Here is a 21,317-nt window from a genome sequence, read left to right as displayed (position 1 = left end):
TCGGCTGATAGATTGCATTCGCGGGCAAGCCTCGCTCCTACAGGGGATCTACGTCGAGATCGTTCAGGCCGGTTTGGCCTCGACCAACGCTTCCAGCGCAATCTCCTTCTCGGCTTCCTTGAGATCTTCTTCGCTGATCATTTCCGCGATCACCCGCAAGCGTTCCACTACCCGCGCGTTGACGCTGCCTTCAGGGAATTCGCCGTTCTCGTCCGGCGCACCCGCCGGCTCGCCCACCAACAGGCTCAGGGCTTCGTCGGCCTGGCGCACGGCATAGACATGGAACTGCCCCGCGCGCACCGCCGATAGCACTTTCTCGTCGAGCATCAGCGTCGCGACGTTGGCGTGGGGAATAATCGCCCCTTGCTCACCGGTCAGCCCGCGGGCTTCACAGAGGCGGAAGAAGCCTTCGATCTTCTCGTTGACCCCACCGACGGCCTGCACTTCACCGAACTGGTTGATCGAACCGGTGATCGCGAAACACTGTTTGAGCGGAGTTTTCGACAGCGCCGAAATCAGCGTGCACGCCTCGCCCAACGATGCACTGTCGCCATCGACGTAACCGTAGGACTGTTCCAGCGCGATGCTCGCGGAAATCGCCAGCGGGAATTCCTGGGCGTAACGGCTGCCCAGATACCCGGTGAGGATCATCACGCCTTTGGAGTGAATCGGCTGGCCAAGGTTGACCTCACGTTCGATGTCGACAATCCCGCTGCCACCCGGATAAACCGTGGCGGAAATCCGCGCCGGTACACCGAACGCCGAGTCGCCGACTTCCAGCACTGTCAGCCCGTTGCACTTGCCGACGGCCGCGCCATCGGTATCGATCAGGATAATCCCGGCCAGCATGTCGTCGAGAATCCGCGCCGAGACGCGCCCGGTACGGGTCGCCTTGGCCTTGAGGGCACGTTCGATATGCCCGGCGTCGGTCATCTCGTCGCCAGCCAGGTGACGAATGAAATCCGCCTCGCTGACCAGTTGGAACAAATCGCCAATACGCGCCGACAAACGTCCCTGGTGTTCCGCCAGACGCGCGCTGTAGGTCGCCAGACGCGCGACCGCATCGGCGGTCAGCGGCGCCATGCCTTCTTCGGAGGTACGGGTTTTGAGCAACTGGGCGAACTGCTCCAGGCTCTCGTCGACCATCGGGATGTCTTCGTCGAAGTCCACCAGGACGCGGAACATCTCCTGGAAGTCAGGATCGAGGTCTTGCAGCGTGTAGTAGAGCTGCCGGGCACCGATGATGATGACTTTGACCTGCAACGGAATGTGTTGCGGGGTCAGAGTCACGGTGGCCAGACGCCCCAATTCACCGAGCGGCGATTCCATTTTCAGTTTGCGCGATTGCAGGGCGCGCTTGAGCGCATCCCACACGAACGGCTCGCTGAGCATTTTTTCCGCTTCAAGAATCAGGAAACCGCCATTGGCGCGATGCAACGCACCCGGACGCAGTTGCCGATAAGTTGTGTAGAGCGCGCCCTGGTCGGTGCTGTATTCGATACGGCCGAACAGGTTTTCGTAGGTCGGGTGCGGCTCAAACACCACCGGTGCGCCACCACTCGCCGAATGACCGACCACCAGGCTTGGCGCGTATTGCTCTTCGAGCATCTTGCGCGCAACCGCGTCGACCTTGCTGTCGTCGACCAATTGCTCGACCACGGTTTTCAGCAGGTACACCTGCATCGCTTGCAGGTAACCGCACACCGCGGCGTTCTCGGCGTATTTCTCCGACAACGGCGACAGCAACGGCTGCAAGGCCAGGGTGATGGTTTCTTCGTTGAGCTGACGCAGCAGATTGCTCGACTCGCGCTTCCATTGCGGCAGGCTGGCGAGTTCTTCGTTCAGACGCTCTTCCAGACCGGAAATGTCTTCGTGAAAACGCTCGCGATCAGCTTCCGGCAGCTGGGCGAATTCCGCTTCGTCCAGTGCCTTGCCTTCGCTCATCGGGGTGAACGCGATGTTGCTGGCGTCGCGATACAGTGCGACTTCCTTCTCCAGGGCCAGGCGTTCGATGATGTCCAGGGCCTTGTCGTAGCGCTGGTTGAAAGCGCGGTCGATGGCGCTTTTCTTTTGCTGGTAGGACGGGTGTTCGAACACTGCCGGAAACGTCGCCAGCAGGTTGTCGATCAAGCCGTTGATATCACCGATGAACGCACCGGCGGTGCCGGATGGCAATTCCAGCGCGCGGGGTTCGCGCGGCTCATCGAAATTATTGACGTAGACCCAGTCCGCCGGGGTCTGCAGGCGCTTGCCTTCGGCTTTCAGGTAGCGTTTGACGAACGAGAAACGGCCAGTGCCGGGCTCGCCCATGACGAAGACGTTGTAACCGGGGCGTGGCATGGCCACACCGAACTGCAAGGCTTCAACCGCACGTTCCTGGCCAAGCACACCGCGGAAGGGCTCCAGATCATTGGTGGTAGAGAAGCTGAACTGTTCAGCGGAAAACGGACGGGTCAGCGCTTCGGGCGCTAGACGCAAGCTGGCAGCAACAGGATCAGGCATCGGGCTTCCTTACATCAGGCGGGGCAGATAGCGGCATTCTGGCGCTGCCCATACCCGACTGGCAAGGCGCGCCTCAAGCCAAAGCATAGACAAACCGCTATCCCCCGGCGGGGCGGGGGTAAATCAATGTTTTACCGGGAATGTTTTGCAAAAAATCACGGAACCCTTGGAACGTGCCTAAACTCCAAACTGCGCGGCTGGAACTAATAACCGGCCCACTGGTGTCGAGATGGCGCCAGAACCCCTTGTCCATTGGTATGCACACAAAGAGAACAAAGCTATGAAACGGATTCTTCTCGGTACTCTCTTCACCGTTGTATCCCTCAATGCTATGGCTCAAGCGCCAGGCGGCCCGGATTGTGGTTGGGGCAACATGCTGTTCGAAGGACAGCGCGGCACCCCGGCTCACTTCCTGGCATCCACCACGAACGGCACCTCGGGTAACGCAACATTTGGTATGACTTCCGGTACCAACGGTTGCTCGACCAACGCGGCGCTGACCTATGGCGGCAAATCCTGGATTGCCATGAATGGCATGATGAACGAGCTGTCCGAAGACATGGCCAAAGGTAACGGCGAAGCGCTGACTACCTATGCCGTGGTACTGGGCGTGGCGCCGGAAGACCGTGCGCACTTCGCCGCCGTGACTCACGAGCACTTCCAGCAAATCTTCAGCAAGGCTGACGTGACTGCTGACGACGTGCATACCAACACCCTGGCCGTCCTGAAGAGCGATCCTCGTCTGGCCAAGTACGCCACTCAAGCTTAAGCTCGACCCAACCGCTCCTTTCGGGGAGCGGCTTTTGTTTTTTGGACCTGCCCCTCTTTGGGTCTTTGTTTCTTCCGACTTAAGTTGCCCACTTATGCTCAAACGCCTTGCCTGGCTGGCGCTCTGTGTCTGTGCCCCGCTGTCCGCCGCGCCACACATCGACGATCAACGTTTGCAGCAACTGGCCAACGACCCTTTCTGGATTTCCCTGGGCCATTACGAAACCGCCAAGCTCGGCGGCTGGCGCAGCTATGTCAGCGACAAGAAATTCTTCCTCGCCCCCGACGGCAATGAACACCCGGAGCATGAACTGGCCGCGACGGTACAGGCGTTGTATGCCCCGGCCAGCGCCGGCGAAAAACACGCGCAATGCGTTTACCCGGCGCGCACGCGCTGGCTCAAGGCCCAACTCAACCTGACCGACTTGCCGAAGCTGGACTGCGCCGAGTTCACGCAATGGTTCAAGGATGTCGCGCCCCACAGCGCAGTGATGATTTTCCCGGCGGCGTATCTCAACAGTCCGTCATCGATGTTCGGCCACACCCTGCTGCGTATCGACCAGGCCAATGTGCAGAGCGACCAGACCGCCCTGCTCAGTTATGCGATCAACTTTGGCGCCTACATCGAAGGGTCGGACAACAGCATCCTCTACGCCTGGAAAGGCTTGATGGGCGGCTATCCGGGTTTGTTTGCGCTGGTGCCGTATCAGGAAAAACTGTCCGAATACCGCAGCCTCGAGAACCGCGATCTGTGGGAATACCGCTTGAACCTGACCCAGCAAGAAACCGAGCGCATGGTTGAGCATGTCTGGGAGCTCAAGCAGATCCAGTTCGACTATTTCTTCTTCGACGAAAACTGCTCGTATCGCCTGCTCGAACTGCTGCAGGTGGCGCGACCGAGCCTGCGCCTGACCGAACAATTCCCGCTGACCGCGATCCCGACCGATACCGTCAAAGCCGTGAAAGAAGCCGGGTTGGTGGAGTCGATCCAATATCGCCCGTCCCGCGAACGTGAGTTGCTGAGCCGCGCCGAACCGTTAACCGGTGAAGAACAGGATTGGGTGCTGAAAGTCAGCGCCGATCAAAAACAACTGCAAGATCCGGCCTTCAAGGCACAAGCCAAGGATCGCCAGGCGCTGATCATCGACGCTGCCTATCGACTTGAACGCTACCGCGCCAACGGCCAGGAACGCGATCCGCAACGGGCCCAGCGCAGTTTCGAACTGTTGCGCGCGATCAACCAGAACCCACCGCCAGAACTGGATATTCCGCGCCCCGGTTTGCCTGAAGACGGTCACGAATCCCGCACCTGGCAGGCCGGTATCGGCACCCGCGGCGACAAGGCTTTCGGCGAGTACGGCTTGCGCATGGCCTATCACGATCTCAACGACAACGCCGAGAGCTTTCCGCTGGGCGCGCAGATCGAAATCCTGCAAATGAAACTGCGCCAGTACGAAGGCAATCACTGGCAATTGCAGCAACTGGACCTGGCGACCATCCGCTCGCTGACGCCACGCAATGAGCTGTTGCAACCGCTGTCGTGGCAAGTCACTGGTGGCCTGGAACGGGTGCCGGGCAAGCATGACGATGAAACCCTGGTCAGCCACGTCAATGGCGGCGCTGGCGGCACCTGGCAACTGGGCGAGGACGTACTCGGGTTCGCGCTGGGCACCGTGCGCATCGAACACAACAATGATTTCGCCGGGTTCGTTGCCCCGGCAGCCGGCTTCAACAGCGGCGTGTTGTGGAAGAACCCGCTGGGCAACTTCAGCTTCGAGACCAAGGGCGATTTCTTCACCAACGGCGAAGTACGCCGTAGCCTGAGCCTGAATCAGCAGTGGGAACTGTCGCGCAACCTGGGCCTGCGCCTGAGCGCCCAGCGCGAATTCAGCCACCTCGCCTCGCCCGAGAATGAAGTGATGCTTGAGGTGAAGTGGTATCACTACTAGATCAAAAGATCGCAGCCTTCGGCAGCTCCTACATTGAAACGCGTTCACCTGGAGCTGCCGAAGGCTGCGATCTTTTGATTCTGAACATACCCATAAGGAGCTCGACCAACATGGCCGTTACCTGCAATACCCTCGAAGACGTTCGCCAGAACATTGATCGGCTGGACGACCAGATTGTCACGCTGCTGGCCGAGCGCGGCGCCTACGTGGCGCAAGCCGCTCGCTTCAAGAAAGACCACGACGCGGTAAAAGCACCCGCCAGAGTCGAACAGGTCATCGCCAAGGTTCGGGCATTGGCCGAAGCCGCAGGTGCGAATCCCGAAGTCACCGAACAGGTTTACCGCGCCATGATCGCCGCGTTCATCGAGCAGGAACTGTCGGAACATGCTCGCCTGGCCGCGACCTCGACAGATTAATCACAGCCCTTTCACAAACGCCTGACGAATCGACTTCTAGACTTGCTATATAGGCCGTCGAACGGCCGGGAGTCTGAGATGTGGCGTTGCGTGGGTGTGGTGGCATTGTTGCTGTTGTGCGCGGGTTGCCAGTCGACCCACGAAGATCTGATCGCCAAGGGTTACCCGCCGGCCTTCGCCGATGGTTTCGATGACGGTTGTGTCAGTGGTCGTCAGGCTGCCGGGGCGATGACCGGTGAATTTCGCAAAAACGTGCCGCGCTATCTCAAGGACAAGCAGTACGCCGAGGGTTGGGGCGATGGCTTCCGCCAGTGCCAGGCGATGCTGGAAAACCGCGATCGTGATGACTACCGCAGCCGTCATTGGGATGATCGCGAACGAGCCTGGCAACAGCAAAAAGACCAGGACGCCGCCCGAGCTTTTCGCTCGCCATAAGTCGCTGGCAGACATTCGTCGAAACTTAATCCCTGCGAGCATGGCCCAAACCCTATAACGGGAGAAAACCATGAGCCGTGCTTTCGTCAATGAAGATAACGCCGCCGCGCAAGCCGACCAGCCAGTGGAACGGCAAGTCAGCGCGCAGCCCAACTACGTCACCCCCGCCGGGCTCGCCCAGCTACAAACGAAACTCGCCGAGGTGCAGAACCTTCTGAATGAGCAAAGCGCGAAAGGTGAACTGGCGGACAAGCAGCGCCAGGCTGATCTGGAGCGGGACTGGCGGTATTTCAATCAACGACTGCAAAGCGCTCAATTGGTCGTCCCAGCCTCCTCGACCAACAAAGTGCAGATTGGGGCTTGGGTGACGTTTGCCGATGAGCAGGGCAATGAGCAGCGTGTGCAGTTAGTGGGCGAGGATCAGGCAGATGCCGCCAGCGGACTGATCAATTGGGGTTCGCCGTTGGGGCGGGCGTTGTTGGGCGCGCAGGTTGGGGATGAAGTGCTGTGGAAGCGGCCGGCGGGGGATTTGCTGATTGAGGTTTTGAGCATAGAGATCGGGTGAGTTTGAGGGCCCCTTCGCGAGCAAGCCCGCTCCCACAATTGATCTTCAGTGGACTGCAGATTTGTAACCAATACAAATCCCCTGTGGGAGCGGGCTTGCTCGCGAAGGCCGCACCGCGGTTTATCTGAATCCCCATAAAAAAACGGAGCCCCTGAAGGCTCCGTTTTTTATGCAACCAACCCGATATCAGGCCAGTTTCTTGTGCCGTACACGGTGCGGCTGGGCAGCCGCTTCGCCGAGACGCTTTTTACGATCAGCTTCGTACTCGGTGTAGTTACCTTCAAAGAAGATCGCTTGCGAGTCGTCTTCGTACGCCAGGATGTGGGTCGCGACGCGGTCAAGGAACCACCGATCGTGAGAGATCACAATGGCGGCGCCCGGGAAGTCCAGCAGGGCTTCTTCCAGGGAACGCAGGGTTTCAACGTCGAGGTCGTTGGACGGTTCGTCGAGCAGCAGGACGTTGCCACCCTCCTTCAGGGTCAGGGCCAGGTGCAAGCGACCGCGCTCACCACCGGACAGGTCCTTGACGAACTTCTGCTGATCGCCGCCCTTGAAGTTGAAGCGACCGACGTAGGTACGCGACGGGATCTCGTAGTTGCCGATGCGGATCTGATCGGAACCGTCGGAGATTTGCTGGAATACAGTCTTGCTGCCGTCCAGGTCTTCGCGGCTCTGATCGACGCACGCCAGTTGCACGGTTTCGCCGACTTCGATGCTGCCCGAGTCCGGTTGTTCCTTGCCCATCAGCATGCGGAACAGCGTGGATTTACCCGCACCGTTACCGCCGATCACGCCAACGATGGCGCCTTTAGGCATGGAGAACGACAGGTTGTCGATCAACACGCGATCGCCGTAGCCCTTGGTGACGTTCTTGAATTCGATGACCTTGTCACCCAGGCGCGGACCGGCCGGGATGTAGATCTCGTTGGTTTCGCTGCGCTTCTGGAATTCCTGCGATTGCATTTCTTCGAAGCGTTGCAGACGAGCCTTGGATTTGGACTGGCGGGCCTTCGCGCCTTTGCGCACCCACTCCAGTTCTTCCTTCATGGCTTTTTCATGGGCCGACTGCTGCTTGGATTCGGCAGCCAGACGATCGGACTTGGCTTCAAGCCAACCCGAATAGTTGCCCTCGTACGGGATACCGGCGCCGCGGTCGAGTTCGAGAATCCAGCCAGCGACGTTGTCCAGGAAGTAACGGTCGTGCGTGATCGCAACCACGGTACCCGGGAAGTCGTGCAGGAAGTGCTCCAGCCAGGCGACGGAATCGGCGTCCAGGTGGTTGGTTGGTTCGTCGAGCAGCAGCATGTCGGGGGCGGACAGCAGCAGGCGGCACAGGGCCACACGACGCTTTTCACCACCGGACAGGAATTCGACCTTGGCGTCCCACGCCGGCAGACGCAGCGCATCGGCGGCGACTTCCAGTTGGCGATCCAGGTTATGACCGTCGCTGGCTTGCAGGATGGCTTCGAGCTTGGCTTGTTCTGCAGCCAGTTTGTCGAAGTCGGCATCTTCCTCAGCGTAAGCCGCGTAGACCTCGTCCAGGCGCGCCTGGGCGTTCTTGATCACGCTGACCGCTTCCTCGACCACTTCACGCACGGTCTTGGTCGGGTCCAGGATCGGTTCCTGCGGCAGGTAGCCGATGTTCAGCTCCGGCATCGGACGGGCTTCGCCCTCGAACTCGGTGTCAACGCCAGCCATGATTTTCAGCAGCGTGGACTTACCCGAACCGTTGAGGCCGAGTACGCCGATCTTGGCGCCGGGGAAGAAGGACAGCGAAATGTTTTTCAGGATTTCCCGCTTCGGCGGAACAACTTTGCCCAGCCGATGCATGGTGAAGACGTATTGAGCCATGGAGAACCTTGGGTCAGTGACAGATGAATGATTGGAGCGCAGGCGATGCCCGGCCAGGCTGTGCGCGTCGTCGCTTGATAAGCATCAATGCGTGCGCGCTGAAAAAACCTGAGTCTAGGAGCTGGAACGCTCCCGCGTAACCGGCAAAGCTACCTGAATGACCGATGGCAGTCCAGCCGGGAGGGACTGGCACTTAGCCACAACTCAAGGCATGCTAGCCGCCCTCCGGGCGTCCGGCTTATAGTGCACGTCGCGCCAGTCCAGCCAAACCGCAGGATTTCAGTTTGTCTAATGTCACGCCGCCTCTTTCCAACCGTGCACCGGCTGCCGCGCTCGGCTCCCCCCTGCGCGGAACATTAAAGGGCGCACTGGCGACACTCGTACTGTTGCTGCTCGCGCTGCTGTTTTGGCAACTGCTGGATCAACTGAGCGAAACCCAGAAAAACCAGCGCCAGTACACCATCGACTACACCGCCGACCTGGCCTCCCAAGTCAGCCTGAACATGGCGCTCAACGCGCAAATCGCCCTTAACCTGCTACCGATCGTCGAGCAACCGCAATCAGCCGACGAACAGCAGGCGCTGCTGCGCAAATTGCAGCAGTCGTTGCCCGACCTGCTCAGCCTGGCGTTATTGAGCCCTTCCGGCAAAATCCTCAGCGACAGCGCCGCCGACAGCCAGGACGCAGACTACCTCAGCGATCTGGTACGCCGCAGCCGTTCGCAAGCCCACTATTTCAGCAACGCCGACGATGGCTCCGTGGTGCACTTACTACTGCATCAAGCCAGCGGTAGCAGTCGTGGTTATTGGGCTTTGCGCCTGACCCCGACGTTTTTCTCCTCACTGACCAAACAGGCTGAAGCCGGCATTCGCCCGTTGTGGCTGGTGGAAAACCGCATCAATCATCAAATCATCAGCCGCGATGAAGCCCTACCCGCCACTCGGCAAGGCACGCTGAGCGATGATGACCTGGCCAACAGCGTGCTGACCGTGCCGCTGAGCAGCAGCGACTGGCAGTTGCGCGGGCTGTTCGACCGCGAGCAGGTACTCGAACAACTGCTGCCGGCGTTTATCGGCAAATGCCTGCTGGGCCTGGCCTTCTCCCTGCTGCCGTTTATTGCGCTGTTGAGCATGCGCCGACGCCAGCGTCAGTTACATGAGGGGCGCCGCCGCTATCAGGACATTTTTGAAGGCACCGGCGTTGCGCTGTGCGTGCTCGACCTGTCCGGGCTGAAAGGCTTTTTCGACAGGGCCCAGCTCAACAGCAGCGAACAGTTGAAGACCTGGCTCGAAGTCCCGGAACAACGCCTGCAACTGCTGCAGGAACTGCGCATCACCGAGGTCAACCAGGTCGCCCTGCAACTGCTCAACGTCAACTCTTGCGAGCAGGCCTGGAAGCTGCTGATCGACGGCAGCCCGCTGGACTGCACCGCCATCGGCAACCAGATGCTGGAAGCCATGCTCAACCAGCAGAAACAACTCGAACTGGAAATCAAACTCCAGGACACCAACGGCCGCGACCAGCACCTGTGGCTGGTGCTGCGCTTGCCCGAAGAGCAACACGACTACAAAGCGGTGATCCTGAGCATCAACGACATCACCAGCCGCAAGCTCATCGAGCTGTCGCTGCTGGAGCGTGAAGGCTTCTGGTCTGACGTGGTGCGCACCGTGCCGGATCACCTGTATGTGCAGGACGTGATCAGCCAGCGGATGATTTTCAGCAACCACCATTTGGGCCAGACCCTGGGCTACAACCGCACCGAACTGCACCAGATGGGCGAGTACTTCTGGGAAATCCTGCTGCACCCCGAAGACGCCGACTATTACCACCGTTCACGCCAGACCCAACGTCAGGCCGGCTACTCGCAATTGCTGCAATGCCAGTTGCGCTTCCGTCATCGCGATGGCAACTGGCGGCGGTTCGACATTCGCGAACAGGCCCTGGCGCGGGACAAACACGACCAGGTCACACGCATCATCGGCGTAGCCAAGGACATCACCGAACAGATCGAAGCCAGCGAATCCCTGCGTGACAGCGAACAGCGCTACCGCATGCTCGCCGAAAGCATCAGCGACGTGATTTTCTCCACCGATAACAAGCTGTCGCTCAATTACGTCAGCCCGTCGGTGCAAGCTGTGTTGGGCTATGACGTCGACTGGATTTTCCAGAACGGCTGGCAATCGACCATCGCCAACCCGCAACAACTGACCGGCATCTACAGCTTGATGGACCGGGTCAGCAAAGCCCTGGATAAACCCGATCAACTGACCTTGTTGCGCAGTCAGGTGAAAACCCAGTTGTTCCTGTTCGACTGCCTGCGGGCCGACGGGCGCAAGATCCCGATCGAGCTGCGGCTGGTGCTGGTCTGGGACGAACACGGCGCCTTCGAAGGCGTGCTCGGGGTCGGTCGCGACATCAGCCAGCAACGCCGCGCCGAGAAAGACCTGCGCATGGCGGCCACGGTATTCGAGCATTCGACCTCGGCGATCCTGATCACCGACCCGGCCGGCTACATCGTCCAGGCCAACGAAGCGTTCAGTCGTGTCAGTGGTTATGCAGTGTCGCAGGTGCTCGACCAGTTGCCGAACATGCTCACCGTCGACGAGCAACAGGAAGCCCATCTGCGTTATGTGCTCAAGCAACTGCATCAGCACAGCACCTGGGAAGGCGAAGTCTGGCTCAAGCGCCGCAATGGCGAGCATTACCCGGCGTGGGTCGGCATCACGGCGGTGCTCGACGACGAAGGCGACCTCGCCAGTTACGTGTGCTTCTTCAGCGACATCAGCGAGCGCAAGGCCAGTGAACAGCGGATTCATCGCCTGGCTTATTACGACGCCCTGACCCATCTGCCTAACCGCACGCTGTTCCAGGATCGTTTGCACACCGCACTGCAATCGGCCGAGCGGCAGAAGTCCTGGGTGGTGCTGATGTTCCTCGACCTGGACCGTTTCAAACCGATCAACGACTCACTGGGCCACGCCGCCGGCGACCGCATGCTCAAGGAAATGGCTACGCGCCTGCTCGGTTGCGTCGACGATGACGACACCGTGGCGCGCATGGGCGGTGATGAATTCACCTTGCTCCTGCAACCACGGATCAACCGTGAAGTGGCGTTGAACCGGGCGATTCACGTGGCCGAACAGATTCTCGCCAGCCTGGTGAAACCGTTTGTGCTGGAAGGTCGCGAGTTCTTTGTCACGGCGAGTATCGGCATCGCCCTGAGCCCGCAGGACGGCAACGAACTCAGCCAGTTGATGAAAAACGCCGACACCGCGATGTACCACGCCAAGGAGCGCGGCAAAAACAACTTCCAGTTCTATCAGGCCGACATGAACGCCAGCGCTCTGGAGCGTCTGGAGCTTGAAAGCGACTTGCGCCACGCCCTGGAGCAAAACGAATTCGTGCTGTATTACCAGCCGCAATTCAGCGGCGACGGCAAGCGCCTGACCGGCGCCGAAGCCCTGCTGCGCTGGCGTCATCCGCGTCGTGGGCTGGTACCGCCGGGGGATTTCATTCCGGTGCTGGAAGAGCTCGGCCTGGTGGTGGATGTCGGCGACTGGGTCATCAGCGAAGCCTGCCGTCAGCTCAAGACCTGGCATCAGGCCAAGGTGCGGGTGCCGAAGGTTTCGGTGAACATCTCGGCGCGGCAATTCTCCGATGGCCAGCTCGGCACGCGCATCGCCACCATCCTCAAGGAAACCGGCCTGCCACCCGCGTGCCTGGAGCTGGAACTGACCGAAAGTATCCTGATGCGCGAAGTCAGTGAGGCGATGCAGATTCTCGCCGGGTTGAAAAACCTGGGGCTGAGCATCGCGGTTGACGACTTTGGCACTGGCTATTCATCGCTCAACTACCTCAAGCAGTTCCCGATCGATGTGCTGAAAATCGACCGCACGTTCGTCGACGGCCTGCCGTCGGGCGAGCAGGATGCGCAGATTGCCCGGGCCATCATCGCGATGGCCCACAGCCTGAACCTGGCGGTAATCGCCGAGGGCGTGGAAACCCATGAACAACTCGACTTCCTGCGTGAGCATGGGTGTGACGAGGTTCAGGGGTATCTGTTCGGCCGGCCGATGCCGGCGAGCCGGTTTGAAGCGCAGTTCAGCAATGATGCGCTGTTCATGTTTGATTGAGATTTGTAGCGCAGCGGGTGGCCCCTTCGCGGGCAAGCCTCGCTCCTACAGGTTTTGCGCCCTTGTAGGAGCGAGGCTTGCCCGCGAATAGGCCCGCCCATGCACCACACATCCGGTCATGAAGCCCACTTGTCTGCGACATGATGTCCTTTCATATGCCATCTAAAACCCATTGGGTTAGAATGCCCCCCTTTTCTGCCCCGATCCTTGAGGACCGCCATGTTCAGCCGTGATTTGACTATTGCCAAGTACGACGCCGATCTCTTTGCCGCCATGGAGCAAGAAGCTCAGCGCCAGGAAGAACACATTGAGCTGATCGCTTCGGAAAACTACACCAGCCCTGCGGTGATGGAAGCTCAAGGCTCGGTACTGACCAACAAGTACGCCGAAGGCTACCCGGGCAAGCGCTACTACGGTGGTTGCGAGTTCGTCGACGTGGTTGAGCAACTGGCCATCGACCGCGCCAAAGAACTGTTCGGCGCCGATTACGCCAACGTTCAGCCGCACGCCGGTTCCCAAGCCAACAGCGCCGTTTACCTGGCCCTGCTGCAAGCTGGCGACACCATTCTGGGCATGAGCCTGGCCCACGGCGGTCACCTGACCCACGGCGCCAGCGTTTCGTCGTCCGGCAAGCTGTACAACGCCGTTCAATACGGTATCGATGCCAACGGCCTGATCGACTACGACGAAGTCGAGCGTCTGGCGGTTGAGCACAAGCCAAAAATGATCGTGGCCGGTTTCTCTGCCTACTCGCAGATCCTCGACTTCCCGCGTTTCCGCGAAATCGCTGACAAGGTTGGCGCCTACCTGTTCGTCGACATGGCCCACGTGGCCGGTCTGGTCGCCGCTGGCGTCTACCCGAACCCGGTGCCTTTCGCTGACGTCGTGACCACCACCACGCACAAGACCCTGCGCGGTCCACGTGGCGGCCTGATCCTGGCTCGCGCCAACGCCGACATCGAGAAGAAACTGAACTCCGCCGTATTCCCGGGCGCCCAGGGTGGCCCACTGGAGCACGTGATCGCCGCCAAAGCGATCTGCTTCAAGGAAGCGCTGCAGCCTGAGTTCAAGACCTACCAGCAACAAGTGGTGAAGAACGCCAAGGCCATGGCCGGTGTATTCATCGAGCGCGGTTTCGACGTGGTTTCCGGCGGTACTGAAAACCACCTGTTCCTGCTGTCGCTGATCAAGCAGGAAATCTCCGGTAAAGACGCCGACGCCGCTCTGGGCAAGGCTTTCATCACCGTGAACAAGAACTCCGTGCCAAACGACCCACGCTCCCCGTTCGTGACCTCCGGTCTGCGTTTCGGTACCCCAGCCGTGACCACTCGTGGCTTCAAGGAAGCCGAGTGCAAAGAGCTGGCCGGCTGGATCTGCGACATCCTGGCTGACCTGAACAACGAAGCGGTGATCGACGCCGTTCGTGAGAAGGTCAAAGCCATCTGCAAGAAGCTGCCGGTATACGGCGCTTAATTGCACCGCTAAATCGCAGCGATAAAAAAACCGGTCAGTGATGGCCGGTTTTTTTTCGCCTGTTAGAAAGATCAAAAGATCGCAGCCTTCGGCAGCTCCAGGAAACGCATTCCAATGTAGGAGCTGCCGAAGGCTGCGATCTTTTGATTTTTAATAAATTGGCGCCACCGGTCAGACCGGTCATGCCAATTTTGATCTTTTCACTTGTCATCGGGAAAAAACCGAGCGTAGACTGCGCCTGCACTGGACATACCGGTAAGACCACAATAATTAAGTCCTGAATCTGATGCGTTCAAGCGCACGGCAGCCAGGACACCGACCAGGATTCCTCCCATGCTCAGATGGTGCTCGCGTTCAATCTTCCTCCAAGTGGTTCTCGGACTGGTGCTCGGCATCGTCTGCGGGCTGACCCTTCCCGAATACTCCGCACAGCTCAAACCCTTGGGCGATGGTTTCATCAAACTGATCAAGATGCTCATTGGCCTCATCGTGTTCTGCGTAGTGGTCAGCGGCATCAGTGGTGCTGGCGACTTGAAGAAGGTCGGGCGCATCGGCCTCAAGTCGGTGATCTACTTCGAAGTGCTGACCACCATCGCCCTGGTGATCGGCCTGGTGTTCGCCTTCAGCACTGGCATCGGCAGCGGCGCGAACATTCATCTGGACCAGTTGGCCAAAGCCGACATGGGTGATCTGGCCCAACGCGGCCAGCAGATGCACACCACCACGCAGTTCCTGATGGACCTGATCCCGACCTCGGTGATCGGTGCTTTCGCGGACAACAACATCCTGCAAGTGCTGCTGTTTTCGGTGTTGTTCGGCAGCGCGTTGAATCTGGTGGGTGAAGCAGCCTCGGGGATTTCCCGGCTGATCAACGAACTCAGCCACGTGATCTTCCGCATCATGGGCATGATCGTGCGCCTGGCGCCGATCGGCGTGTTCGGCGCCATCGCCTTCACAACCAGCAAATATGGCCTGGACTCCCTGCAACACCTGGGCAGCCTGGTCGGCTTGTTCTACCTGACCTGCGCCGCATTCGTGTCGCTGATTCTCGGCCTGGTGATGCGCCTGTCTGGTCTGCGGATGTGGCCGCTGCTCAAATACCTGCGTGAAGAGCTGTTGATTGTCATGGGCACCGCGTCTTCCGACGCCGTGCTGCCACAGATCATGCGCAAGCTTGAGCACCTGGGCATCGGCAGCTCGACAGTCGGATTGGTGATTCCAACCGGCTACTCGTTCAACCTCGACGGTTTCTCGATCTACCTGACTTTGGCCATCGTCTTCATCGCCAATGCCACCGGTACACCGCTGGCCATAACCGACCTGCTGACGATTCTGCTGGTGTCGCTGATCACCTCCAAAGGTGCCCACGGCATCCCCGGTTCGGCGCTGGTGATTCTGGCGGCAACGCTGACCGCGATCCCGGCGATTCCGGTGGTCGGCCTGGTGCTGGTGCTGGCGGTGGACTGGTTCATGGGCATCGGCCGGGCGCTGACCAACCTGATCGGCAACTGTGTCGCTACGGTGGCCATTGCCCGCTGGGAAAAAGACATCGACATCCAGCGCGCAAACAAGGTGCTTTCCGGGCAGCAGGGTTATACCTTCCAGCCGAGAAAACCTGTAGCCGGGGCGCATCAACAAGACTTCTAACTCCACAACACCTGTAGGAGCTGCCGAAGGCTGCGATCTTTTGATCTGGCCTCTCGGCGCTCAACCACCCGTCATCGATGCTCATGGAGCGAACAGTGATTACCACCTCAACGGTCGTCAATTCAGTCGTAGAAAAACTTCGGGCCGCGCTGGCCCGTGGTCAGTGGCGCTCCGGCGACATGCTGCCGGGCCAGCGTGAACTGGCCGAACAACTGGGCATCAGCCGCCCGAGCCTGCGCGAAGCGGTGATCGTGCTGGAAACCCTCGGGCTGGTGCGCTCGATGCCGGGCAAAGGCGTGGTGGTGCTGGAGGCCAACCTCAGCGACAGCCAACACCACGACAGCGCAGTCGCCGGCGCGAGCCTGGAAGACGTGCTGCAACTGCGCTACACCCTGGAGCCGTTCATTGTCGGCCTGGTGGCGCAATCCATCAGCAGCAAGGAAGTCGGGCAACTGCGCCTGACCCTGATGGACATGCGCGAAGCCCTGGAAGCCAACGACGCCGAAGCCGGGGTCAACGCCTACATCGCGTTCCACGAAGAGCTGTTCACCCTGACCTCGAACCCGATCTTCCAGAGCGTGGTGCAACAGACCAGCAACGCCCTCAAGCAAAGCGCCGAAGTACTGCGCAATTCGCCGGAGCATCTGGCTGAACGCCTGGAGGAGAACGAAGCCGTGGTGCGCGCCATCCGCAGCAAGAACAGCGCCCAGGCCAGCGCCGAAATGCGTCGGCACATCCTGCGCGAAGGACAGCGCATGGGCATCGAACTGAACATTCCGGACGACAACCTCGGCAGTTGAAACCATCCGAACTGGAGACAGGCCATGAACAGCTTCGCCTCACCGCAAACACTGACTGCCCTGCCCTTCCCCCGGCGGGCGGATGATCTCTACTCGCGGATCTTCGATGCGATTCTCGAACAGCGCATCGATGCGGCCAGTCGCTTTACCGAAGAAAGCCTGGCGCAGATGTTCAGTGCTCGACGCAGTGACGTTCGCGGCGTACTGACACAACTGTCCCATCAGCAGATCATCGTCCTTCGCACCAATCATCGCCCCCGCGTCGCGTCGCTTGATCACGAGCAAACCCGGCAGATGCTGCATGCCCGGCGGCTAACTGAGATCACGCTGGTGCGACTGGCCTGTCAGCAACCCCGTCCACAGGACCTGAAATCGTTGCGGGCCTTGATCGACAGCGAGCGCCACTGCACCGCACGCGGTCCGGCGATTCGGTTATCCGGGGAGTTTCATTTGCGCTTGGCAGAAATGGCCGGCAATGCACCGTTGGCGCATTTTCTCTGCAGTCTGGTGCCGCTGACGTCGCTGGCGATTGCGCAGTTTGATGCGCAGGCGCAAGACTATTGCGTGTGGCAGGTGCATCTGGGGATTCTGGAGGCTGTGGAGCGCAGGGATGCCGTTGCGGCGGTGACCTTGCTGAGCCGGCATCTGGATTATCTGGAGGGGATGTTGCTGAGCCCTGGACCATCGATCAGCCGAAATTGTGTTGCTGGTTAGATTGCCTTCGCGAGCAAGCCCGCTCCCACATTTGGAATGCATTCCCCTGTGGGAGCGGGCTTGCTCGCGAAGAGGCCATCACAGCCACCACCCCTATATCAGATGGCAGCCACCCGCTCAAACCCCGCACGAATCTTCTCTTCCGGCAGATCATCGGCAATAAACACGATCACGCTTTCCCGCGCCTCGCCCTCTGCCCATTCGGTGTCCCAATCGAAGCCGTACAGCTTCAATACGCCTTGAAACACCATGCGCCGCGGCTCACCAACAATGTTCAGCACACCTTTGTAGCGCAGCAGTTGCTTGCCATGGTCTTCCAGCAGTTCGTTCATAAACTCGCTGAGCTTGTCGAGATCCAGCGGCTTGTCGGTGCGCAGCACCAGACTGGAGATGCGGTCGATGGACGGTGCTTTGCTCACGGGTCGCAAACTCACGCCACCACCAAGGTCCGCGTTGAGGTTGAAACCGCGCACATCGAGCAATTCGGCCAGGTTGATCTTGCCGTGCTCAACAATCCGAATCGGCGCCCGACGGTTGATGCGCGTCAGCCGTTCGCTGAGGGCAGTGAAGGTTGGCTCGTCTACCAGATCCCGTTTGCTCACCAGCAAGCGGTCGGCAAAACCGATCTGCGCCTGGGCGATGGTCTGGATCAGGTGCGTCTCGGCGTGGGCGGCGTCCACCAAAGTGATGATGCCGTCGAGAATGTAACGCTCGCGCAGTTCTTCATCGATGAAGAAGGTTTGCGCCACCGGTGCCGGGTCGGCCAGGCCGGTGCACTCGATCACCAGGCGGTCGAAGGCGATTTCACCGCTGTCCAGGCGTTCGAGCAGCAGGTACAGGGCTTTGGTGAGGTCAGTGTGAATGGTGCAGCAGACGCAGCCGTTGGACAGCGTCATCACTTGCACCGGCTCGTCGCCCAACAGCTGGGTGTCGATACCGGCGTCGCTGAATTCGTTTTCGATCACGGCGATTTTCAGGCCGTGCTCGGCTTTGAGCAGGTGGCGCAACAGCGTGGTTTTACCCGCGCCAAGAAAGCCGCTGAGGATCGTTACCGGGATGGGAGAGGACAACTGGAATCTCCTGTTCACAAAATTGAAAAACAACACAAAACAAAACAAATGTGGGAGCGGGCTTGCTCGCGAATGCGCTGTATCAGTCGATAAAAAAGCTGACTGACACGACGCCTTCGCGAGCAAGCCCGCTCCCACAGGGGACTGCGTCAACCTGAAGTCAGGTTAACAACACTTCGGCCCACCCTTGCCACCGTAACGCGCTTCCTGACGTTCCCGGAAGAACATCTCGTAGCTCATCACCGGTTTGTCCGGGTGTTTGGTTTGCATATGCTCGACGTAGTTGTCGTAGTCGGGCATGCCGACCATCAGGCGCGCGGCCTGACCGAGGTATTTACCGAGGCGACTCAGGTCATTGAACATCTTTGCAATCCTCAGTTACGCGTCCGGTACAGCCTGGAAGGGTGCTTCTTTATCCGTACGTTCTTTGGTGCCCCAGGCCGAGATACCGACCTTGAGCGCATAGAACAGGATGCTGAACACCACAAACAGGAACAGCGCGGTCAGCGTTGCGTTGGTGTAGGCGTTGAAGATCACGTGCTGCATCTGCGTAATGTCCTTGGCCGGGGCGAGAATCTGGCCGTTGGCCAGGGCATCGCTGTATTTTTTCGCCAGCGACAGGAAGCCGATCGCCGGATTCGCGTCGAACAGCTTGATGAAGCCCGCGGTGGTGGTGCAGATCAGCAACCATGCGGCCGGCAACAAGGTGACCCAAATGTAGCGTTGGCGTTTCATTTTAATCAGCACGACCGTGGCAAGCATCAGCGCGATGCCGGCGAGCATCTGGTTGGAGATGCCGAACAGCGGCCACAAGGTGTTGATCCCGCCTAACGGGTCGATCACGCCTTGGTACAGCAACCATCCCCACATCGCCACACAACCGGCGGTGGCGATCAGGTTGGCGGTCCACGACTCGGTGCGTCTCAGAGCCGGCACGAAGGAGCCGAGCAAATCCTGAAGCATGAAGCGTCCGGCACGGGTGCCAGCGTCAACCGCCGTCAGGATAAACAGCGCTTCGAACAGGATCGCGAAGTGATACCAGAACGCCATGGTGTTTTCACCCGGCAGCACGCTGTGCAGGATTTGCGCGATACCGACCGCCAGGGTCGGTGCACCGCCAGCGCGGGCGAGGATGGTGGTTTCACCAATGTCGTGAGCCACCGCTTGCAGCGCTTCCGGGGTAATTGCAAAACCCCAACTGCTGACGGTTTGCGCCACGGCCATCACGTCACCACCGACCACGGCGGCCGGGCTGTTCATGGCGAAGTACACACCCGGTTCGATCACCGAAGCAGCGACCATCGCCATGATGGCGACGAAGGATTCCATCAGCATCGCGCCGTAGCCGATGTAACGGGAATTGACTTCGTTATCCAGCAGCTTCGGCGTGGTGCCGGAAGAGATCAGTGCGTGGAAACCCGACACCGCACCGCACGCGATGGTGATGAACAGGAACGGGAACAGACCGCCCTTCCACACCGGCCCGGTGCCGTCGATGAACTGGGTCAATGCCGGCATTTTCAGCTCGGGCATGGTGACCAGAATCCCGATCGCCAAGGCGATGATGGTGCCGATTTTCAGGAACGTGGACAGATAGTCACGCGGCGCCAGGATCAGCCACACCGGTAACGAGGCGGCCACGAAACCGTAACCGACCAGCATCCACGTAATCTGCACGCCAGTGAAGCTGAACGCTTTGGCCCAGACCGGATCGGCAGCAATCTGCCCGCCCAGCCAGATCGAGCCCAGCAGCAGAAGCACGCCAACCACGGAGATTTCACCAATGCGACCCGGGCGGATGTAGCGCATGTAAATGCCCATGAACATCGCGATCGGGATAGTCGCCATCACCGTGAAAATGCCCCACGGGCTCTCGGCCAGGGCTTTCACCACGATCAGCGCCAGCACCGCGAGGATGATGATCATGATCAGGAAGCAGCCAAACAGCGCGATGGTCCCGGGGATGCGGCCCATCTCTTCCCGGACCATGTCGCCCAGGGAACGGCCGTTACGGCGGGTGGACATGAACAGGACCATAAAGTCCTGCACCGCACCGGCGAGCACCACGCCGGCGATCAGCCACAGCGTGCCGGGCAGGTAACCCATCTGCGCCGCCAGTACCGGACCGACCAATGGCCCCGCGCCAGCAATGGCAGCGAAGTGGTGACCGAAGAGGATATGTTTGTTGGTGGGGACGTAGTCCAGACCATCATTGTTGAGCACGGCGGGGGTGGCCCGGCGCGGATCGAGTTGCATCACATTGTTTGCGATGAACAGACTGTAGTAACGATAGGCAACCAGATAAATGGCCACGGCAGCGACCACAATCCACAAGGCGTTGATCGCCTCGCCTCGACGCAATGCCACTACGCCAAGGGCGCACGCTCCTACGATTGCCAGCAGCAGCCAGGGTAGATGGCGTAGCAGGCTATTATTATTTTTCATTTTTTTATTCCAGCCAGGGTGGACAAGAAAGACAGCCACCTCGAGTTTAGCGCTACTGGCGACAAAGACCATAGTCCGACATTGGTCGAGCGCCATCACTGTGCTGGCAGCTTTTGGCGATGCGGGTCTATAGTCAGCGAACCTTTACGAGGATTGCGCCATGAGCGAGCACCCTGCCGATCGCCGCCGCTTCAAACGTATCGCGTTCGATGCCCGAACCGAGCTGAGCCAGGGGGAATTCACCTGGCCGGTGAAGCTGATTGACCTATCACTCAAGGGGCTGCTGATCGAGAAGCCCGAGCCGTGGCTGGGTAACCGGGACTGGCATTTTCTGGTCGATATTCATCTGAACGAGGATGTCGAGATCAAGATGGATGTGATGTTGACCCACGATGACCATGGCCAGCTCGGGTTCGTCTGCAAACACATCAGCCTGGAATCCATCGAACGCCTGCGGCGGTTGATCGAGTTCAACCTGGGCGATCCAGAGGAACTGGAGCGCGAATTGGGTGCGCTGATCGAAGTCTAGAAGACTGGCGCCATACCAAA

16 protein-coding genes are annotated in these 21,317 nt (G+C 59.6%); 11 read left to right on the top strand and 5 right to left on the bottom strand.

The features are described 5' to 3' along the window. Window positions 1-63: 63 nt before the first annotated feature. Window positions 64-2,502 carry a Lon protease family protein gene (locus tag ACWIKB_RS19300; RefSeq protein WP_475268875.1) on the bottom strand — a complete coding sequence of 813 codons (2,439 nt, stop codon included), beginning with the start codon at window positions 2,500-2,502 and terminating at the stop codon, window positions 64-66. Window positions 2,503-2,782: 280 nt separating this feature from the next. Here ACWIKB_RS19300 and ACWIKB_RS19295 point away from each other — a divergent pair, with 280 nt between their 5' ends. The 5 genes from ACWIKB_RS19295 (at window position 2,783) to ACWIKB_RS19275 (ending at window position 6,635) form a co-directional block, all read left to right on the top strand. Continuing rightward, window positions 2,783-3,271 carry a DUF3015 domain-containing protein gene (locus ACWIKB_RS19295; RefSeq protein WP_054051400.1) on the top strand — a complete coding sequence of 163 codons (489 nt, stop codon included), beginning with the start codon at window positions 2,783-2,785 and terminating at the stop codon, window positions 3,269-3,271. Window positions 3,272-3,365: 94 nt separating this feature from the next. Then, window positions 3,366-5,219, top strand: a complete 1,854-nt coding sequence (locus ACWIKB_RS19290; RefSeq protein ID WP_475268874.1) for an Lnb N-terminal periplasmic domain-containing protein — start codon at window positions 3,366-3,368, stop codon at window positions 5,217-5,219. Between the two features lie 110 nt (window positions 5,220-5,329). Continuing rightward, entirely contained in the window at window positions 5,330-5,635 is a 306-nt protein-coding gene (locus ACWIKB_RS19285; protein ID WP_475268873.1) for a chorismate mutase, read from the top strand. A gap of 78 nt (window positions 5,636-5,713) precedes the next feature. After that, window positions 5,714-6,070, top strand: coding sequence for a hypothetical protein (locus ACWIKB_RS19280; RefSeq protein WP_475268872.1), 357 nt, complete (start codon window positions 5,714-5,716; stop codon window positions 6,068-6,070). A 70-nt stretch (window positions 6,071-6,140) separates the two neighbouring features. Beyond that, entirely contained in the window at window positions 6,141-6,635 is a 495-nt protein-coding gene (locus ACWIKB_RS19275) for a GreA/GreB family elongation factor (protein ID WP_475268871.1), read from the top strand. Window positions 6,636-6,821: 186 nt separating this feature from the next. On the opposite strand, the gene ettA is transcribed toward ACWIKB_RS19275, so the two are convergent. Further along, window positions 6,822-8,486 (bottom strand): energy-dependent translational throttle protein EttA, encoded by a 1,665-nt coding sequence (ettA, locus tag ACWIKB_RS19270; RefSeq protein WP_054616675.1) that lies wholly within the window; start codon window positions 8,484-8,486, stop codon window positions 6,822-6,824. A gap of 284 nt (window positions 8,487-8,770) precedes the next feature. Between ettA and ACWIKB_RS19265 the strand changes: the two genes are divergently transcribed. The 5 genes from ACWIKB_RS19265 (at window position 8,771) to ACWIKB_RS19245 (ending at window position 17,253) form a co-directional block, all read left to right on the top strand. Continuing rightward, a complete protein-coding gene (locus ACWIKB_RS19265) occupies window positions 8,771-12,619 on the top strand; it encodes a sensor domain-containing protein (protein WP_475268870.1) in 3,849 nt (1,282 codons plus the stop codon). A 219-nt stretch (window positions 12,620-12,838) separates the two neighbouring features. Beyond that, complete coding sequence (gene glyA, locus ACWIKB_RS19260; protein WP_054051411.1) at window positions 12,839-14,092, top strand: serine hydroxymethyltransferase; 1,254 nt, start codon at window positions 12,839-12,841, stop codon at window positions 14,090-14,092. 333 nt (window positions 14,093-14,425) lie between these two features. Next, a complete protein-coding gene (locus ACWIKB_RS19255) occupies window positions 14,426-15,739 on the top strand; it encodes a C4-dicarboxylate transporter DctA (protein ID WP_475268869.1) in 1,314 nt (437 codons plus the stop codon). Window positions 15,740-15,834: 95 nt separating this feature from the next. Next, complete coding sequence (locus tag ACWIKB_RS19250; protein ID WP_054616677.1) at window positions 15,835-16,539, top strand: FadR/GntR family transcriptional regulator; 705 nt, start codon at window positions 15,835-15,837, stop codon at window positions 16,537-16,539. 24 nt (window positions 16,540-16,563) lie between these two features. Then, window positions 16,564-17,253, top strand: a complete 690-nt coding sequence (locus ACWIKB_RS19245; RefSeq protein ID WP_475268868.1) for a GntR family transcriptional regulator — start codon at window positions 16,564-16,566, stop codon at window positions 17,251-17,253. A 98-nt stretch (window positions 17,254-17,351) separates the two neighbouring features. Here ACWIKB_RS19245 and yjiA read toward each other — a convergent pair whose 3' ends face one another. The 3 genes from yjiA to ACWIKB_RS19230 all read right to left on the bottom strand — a co-directional run bounded on the left by yjiA (window position 17,352) and on the right by ACWIKB_RS19230 (window position 20,768). Continuing rightward, on the bottom strand, window positions 17,352-18,323 hold the full coding sequence (yjiA, locus tag ACWIKB_RS19240; protein WP_475268867.1) for a GTPase: 972 nt from the start codon (window positions 18,321-18,323) through the stop codon (window positions 17,352-17,354). A 165-nt stretch (window positions 18,324-18,488) separates the two neighbouring features. Continuing rightward, window positions 18,489-18,686, bottom strand: coding sequence for a YbdD/YjiX family protein (locus ACWIKB_RS19235; RefSeq protein ID WP_007895266.1), 198 nt, complete (start codon window positions 18,684-18,686; stop codon window positions 18,489-18,491). Window positions 18,687-18,701: 15 nt separating this feature from the next. Then, a complete protein-coding gene (locus ACWIKB_RS19230; RefSeq protein ID WP_475268865.1) occupies window positions 18,702-20,768 on the bottom strand; it encodes a carbon starvation CstA family protein in 2,067 nt (688 codons plus the stop codon). 160 nt (window positions 20,769-20,928) lie between these two features. On the opposite strand from ACWIKB_RS19230, the gene ACWIKB_RS19225 reads away from it, so the two are divergent. Next, window positions 20,929-21,297 (top strand): PilZ domain-containing protein, encoded by a 369-nt coding sequence (locus ACWIKB_RS19225; RefSeq protein WP_475268864.1) that lies wholly within the window; start codon window positions 20,929-20,931, stop codon window positions 21,295-21,297. Window positions 21,298-21,317 lie beyond the last annotated feature (20 nt).

This window comes from Pseudomonas sp. 5Vm1k (genome assembly GCF_056161485.1).
Note: the sequence above shows the minus strand (reverse complement) of the source record. Positions and strands in the feature narration are given on the sequence as shown.